A 4573-nucleotide genomic window follows, 5' to 3' on the forward strand; every position below is an offset into this window, starting at 1 on the left:
ACATATTTGCCATTATTGCGGGACTAATTGAAGCCGACGCAAAATGGTACACTTAATGGCATGCTAGAGTTAAAGAAAATAAAAAACCCCAGTAAAATCAATTTACTGGGGTCAAATCTGGCGGAGAGAGAGGGATTCGAATCCTCATCTACCTCAAAAAGATAACACATAACCAATTGATTTAACACTATATATCTAAATTCGACTAGGGCTTATTTTTACTAAACTGTTTCACTTTTCAGTGAACCCCCAATGTTCTTAGGTTATCACCAACAGCAACTAATACTCAAATTTAAAAACGCAAAATTTGAGGGTATTATGTCTGATGGAGGGCTATAACCTCTGACGCCCTCAATAAACCGCGATATCAGGGGATAAAAATTAACTGCTCCCTCCAATATCAACATCTTCGAAACAGACTGGATTAGCAAATAAGTAATAAAAAACTAGGTCAGCTCCTATCGATTTATTCAGTGTGTCGGCTTTACAACTTGGTATATCTGTCATGGTCCCCTCAAAGGTTTTTCTGATTCACCCTGCATGGAATTCTTCAAATTTAGCGATCAAAAAAATTCCGCAGGCTTCTTTAGCCGTAAGCTCAAAGATTAAGAAAAAATAAAACTAGTTATTAGACAGACTGCTTGCTGATGTGTACACTTTGGACACACGTCGTTATCACATTGGATCTACAGCAATGAAATCCGCGGCCTTGAGAATCAGGGTTGAACCTGAGCTACATGATGACTTTTTAACGGCATGCAAAAATCAGGATTTGCCTGCCTCTCAAGTATTAAGACAATTTATGAAAGCTTTCGTGGAAGAAAATATCGTTGGAACTCAACAAGATCTTTTCGAAGTAGCTAAAAAGATTGGAAAAACGAACAAATAACTGTATATATGTACAGCGCACAAACCTTTCCGGAAACTGAATATGAGTACTAATATGGATTCCAAATACAAAGTAGTGAGCCTCTTTTCTGGATGCGGCGGTATGGATCTGGGCTTTAAGCAGGCTGGTTATGACATTGTATGGGCCAATGATATCGATGAGGATGCATGTGACACCTACGAAAAAAATATTGGCCCCATAAATAGAGGGGATATCGCTAAATACGATGTGCCGAGCATAGAGGATACTGATGTACTTGTAGGCGGTTTTCCATGCCAACCATTCTCAAACGCGGGTTCGAGAAAAGGCACTAGTGATCCGCGTGGAATGCTTTATGAGTATACATTCAAATTTATAGAGAAGTTGTCACCCAAAGCTGTTGTTTTTGAAAATGTTAGAGGATTGCTCAGCACTAAAACAGAAAATGGAAAGTTAATAGATGAATTAGTGCACCGATTAGAAAGTGACTATGGATATCACGTTACCTACAGGTTGCTAAACCTAAGTCATTTTGGTGTTCCACAGAATCGAATCCGATTAGTTCTAATTGCGATAAAAAATGTTAACTACATTGATCATGTATTTCCAGAAATTGTTGATGATAAAGATTTGTCTATCGAGGCTACCTTAAAAGGTATTAACGATAATTTACCCAATCAAACGGAGATAATGAAGCTAAATCCTCAAGCTTTGCATTATGGATCAATGATTCCTGAAGGTGGATCTTGGAAAAGTCTCTCTTATGACGTGCTACCTGAAAGATGGAAGAAAATTAGAGACAATATGGTTAAGTATCATTACCCAAATTTCTTCCGACGATATGCTCGAAATGAAATTCAGGGGACGATTACAGCAGCATTTAAGCCTGAAAATGCCGGGGTCTGGCACCCGACAAAAGACCGAATTTATTCAGTTCGCGAAATTGCTAGGTTTCAAACATTTCCGGATGATTTTATATTCGAAGGTAGAACTGTGAAATCTAAGTATCAACAAATTGGAAATGCAGTGCCACCGCTAATTGCTCAAAAAATTGGCTTACAATTGAAAAACTATTTCAAGAATACTGCTGTTGCCGAGTTGAAGAGAAGTAAAGTAGAAAGTACATTACTCAACGTTAATCAGCCAATCAGTAATCAAACTGTACCTCTATCATTGTAGGAGACATGGATGTACTTTTCTGAGGAATTTGTTCTTACCGCCTACAAGGGGTTAAAAAATATCGACCCTTCTATAGGCAAATCTCGACAAGAAAAAGTCAGTGCTTTACGCCACTTACTAGCTTCCTGCGAACTCATGAAAAGTTATAATACTGAGCTTGTGAATCTTAAAGTCAACGAGAACAAAGCCAGAGCAGATTTTATCAAAGCAGTTAGTAGAATTGTAGCATTAGACGAGCAAGGGAATTATACGGTTGACTTTGACTTAGATTTCGCAGAACGTAGCGATTATGGCGTTCGTAGCAACTTTTTTACAACCAGATTAAAAGATAGCCGCTCACATAGCGTTGAATATCCCGGTCGTCCAAAAGCATTGCTTCATATGGATAATGAAGTAGTCAGTCTGACAAAAGATATTAATGAGAACTTAAAATCAGCTTTCAACATTGAAGAGATTAGAGCTTACCTTGTCCTTTGGCTGTTTCGAGGTGAAAACTTTAGTTTCACTTCCGAAAAGATTTCTTCATCGGAACTTGTAGCAGAGTTAGACAACAAGCTTAAAACAATCTACCCATCTAACATTGCCAACCTTCTTGTCCCTACAGATTCTGAGTTAGCTAATGTAATGAGTATGTGTTCAACTCATCTAGCAAATGAAAAAGCAAATCTAGGAATAATTCTTTCATTACAAGCAGAAGCCACTGACGAAAGTACAGTAAAAGAGAAGGCTCATGTACTTGAGAATAACTTAAGCGATGCTGATGAAGTTTATGTATCTGCTACTAAGCTTTTAGAGCGTGGTTCGAAAGGTATTCTTCTAAGTGGACCTCCCGGAACAAGTAAAACTTGGTACGCACTTAAGCTTGCAATGAAGCTAACTGATGGTGATTTTAACAGGATATCTCGAGTACAATTTCATCAATCATATTCATATGAAGATTTCATTGAGGGGCTAGTTGCAACGGGATCGATAGGTGGAACCGAACCTCTTTTCAAGCCTAAGTTTAAAACCTTTGTTAATCTTTGCCTAAAAGCCAAAAATGACATTGATAACAATTATTATCTAATTATTGATGAGTTCACTCGCGGTGATCCAAGTAGAATATTTGGCGAATTATTGACATACATAGAAGCTGACTATAGAGACATTGAGTTCATACTTCCTTATTCCGAGGAAAAATTTTACGTCCCCCAAAATGTGATAATTTTGGCAACAATGAACCCATATGATAAATCAGTTATCGACCTAGATGCAGCAATGGAAAGAAGGTTTGAAATTATTGAGTTAGCTCCAAATAGAGATATTTTGACATCATTTTTGACTAAAAACTCAGTGAGTGGGCCTGTAATTGGAAAAATAGTGAATTTTTTTAATACTCTTAACAGATATGCAGAACATGGTTTCGGACATACTTACTTCAAAGATATAAAATCTGAAGAGGATTTGATTATTCTCTGGAATCATAAGTTAAAGTTTATTCTAGAGAAGATGTTTAAGTACAAAGAAGATGCCCTTAAGGAAGTTCGAAACTCTTATTTAGAAGTTGTTAGTGAGGAAGGTAAGGGTAAAATTAAGTGAAAATCCTCACGGGAACCGAGCGTTCTCCAATTGACGTAGACATATCAGAAATTATCAAAGAGGGTGGAAAGCTAAATATTCTCCCTCAAGTCAAAAATTATTTTAGCATTGATTATAAGCCTAGAGAAAATAAGCTTAGCCTTGCAGCTAAAGGCTATATTGGTGTTATACCCGTAACAACAGAGCTAGCGATAGACATCAGACCTAAGTTTTCTATAAAAAATCTCACGACAATGGTGTCAGTTGCACAGGGGAAATTTCGCTCACTTAGTTACTTTTCTCGGAAATATAACGAAAAAGAAAACGCTCCAGAAATAGTCTATGAGTTTCTAGTAGAGAGTCTTATTTCAGAGTTACAAACTTTGTATGATGAAGGCATTTACAAGGAGTATTTACGTAAGAATGATGAACTTTCAAAGATAAAAGGTCGCTTGGATACTGCAAATTCTATAAGAAAACTTTGGGGGCATGGTAAATTTCATAAAGCTTACTCTTATTTTTTTGAACACTCCTTAAATACTCCTCTGAACAAGCTTATAAAGTTTACTATTCATTACTGTCTAGTTAACCTTCCGTCTGAATTTCTCAAAAAAGATCATATATATAAGCCTTTAATCCAGTTCTATGACGGGTTCAAAGAGGTGGAATTTCCAAGCAACTCGAACTTTCTCGAAGAAGCGTTCGACATAATTAAGCACGACAAGATACCACTGCTGCGAAGTTACTATATCAATATTTCAGAAGTTTGCCGGTTAATAATTACAGGTACTGGAATAGATTTTGACAATCAAGGAACTGCGCTGAATTTGAGCAGCTTTGTTGTTGATATGGAAAACATCTTTGAGCAATTTCTCTTGAATACAACGAGAGCATACAAGAGCCATATTGGACATGACGTTTCAATTCTTGACGGTAATGATGAAGGTAAGAAGCAATTTTTAGATCCCC

General features: G+C 36.9%; 4 protein-coding genes. All 4 read left to right on the forward strand.

What is annotated here, in order from left to right:
• Positions 1-658: 658 nt before the first annotated feature.
• The gene (locus AC22ZQ_RS12620; protein ID WP_318959124.1) at positions 659-889 is read left to right on the forward strand and encodes a hypothetical protein; all 231 of its coding nucleotides are present in this window, start codon (positions 659-661) and stop codon (positions 887-889) included.
• 54 nt (positions 890-943) lie between these two features.
• Positions 944-2047 carry a DNA cytosine methyltransferase gene (locus tag AC22ZQ_RS12625; protein ID WP_318959125.1) on the forward strand — a complete coding sequence of 368 codons (1104 nt, stop codon included), beginning with the start codon at positions 944-946 and terminating at the stop codon, positions 2045-2047.
• Positions 2048-2056: 9 nt separating this feature from the next.
• The gene (locus AC22ZQ_RS12630) at positions 2057-3625 is read left to right on the forward strand and encodes an McrB family protein (protein WP_318959126.1); all 1569 of its coding nucleotides are present in this window, start codon (positions 2057-2059) and stop codon (positions 3623-3625) included.
• Positions 3622-4573: 5-methylcytosine restriction system specificity protein McrC (locus AC22ZQ_RS12635; protein WP_318959127.1), on the forward strand; the 952-nt coding region annotated here is incomplete at its 3' end. The genes AC22ZQ_RS12630 and AC22ZQ_RS12635, both read left to right, overlap by 4 nt.

The organism is Lishizhenia sp., from assembly GCF_057456495.1.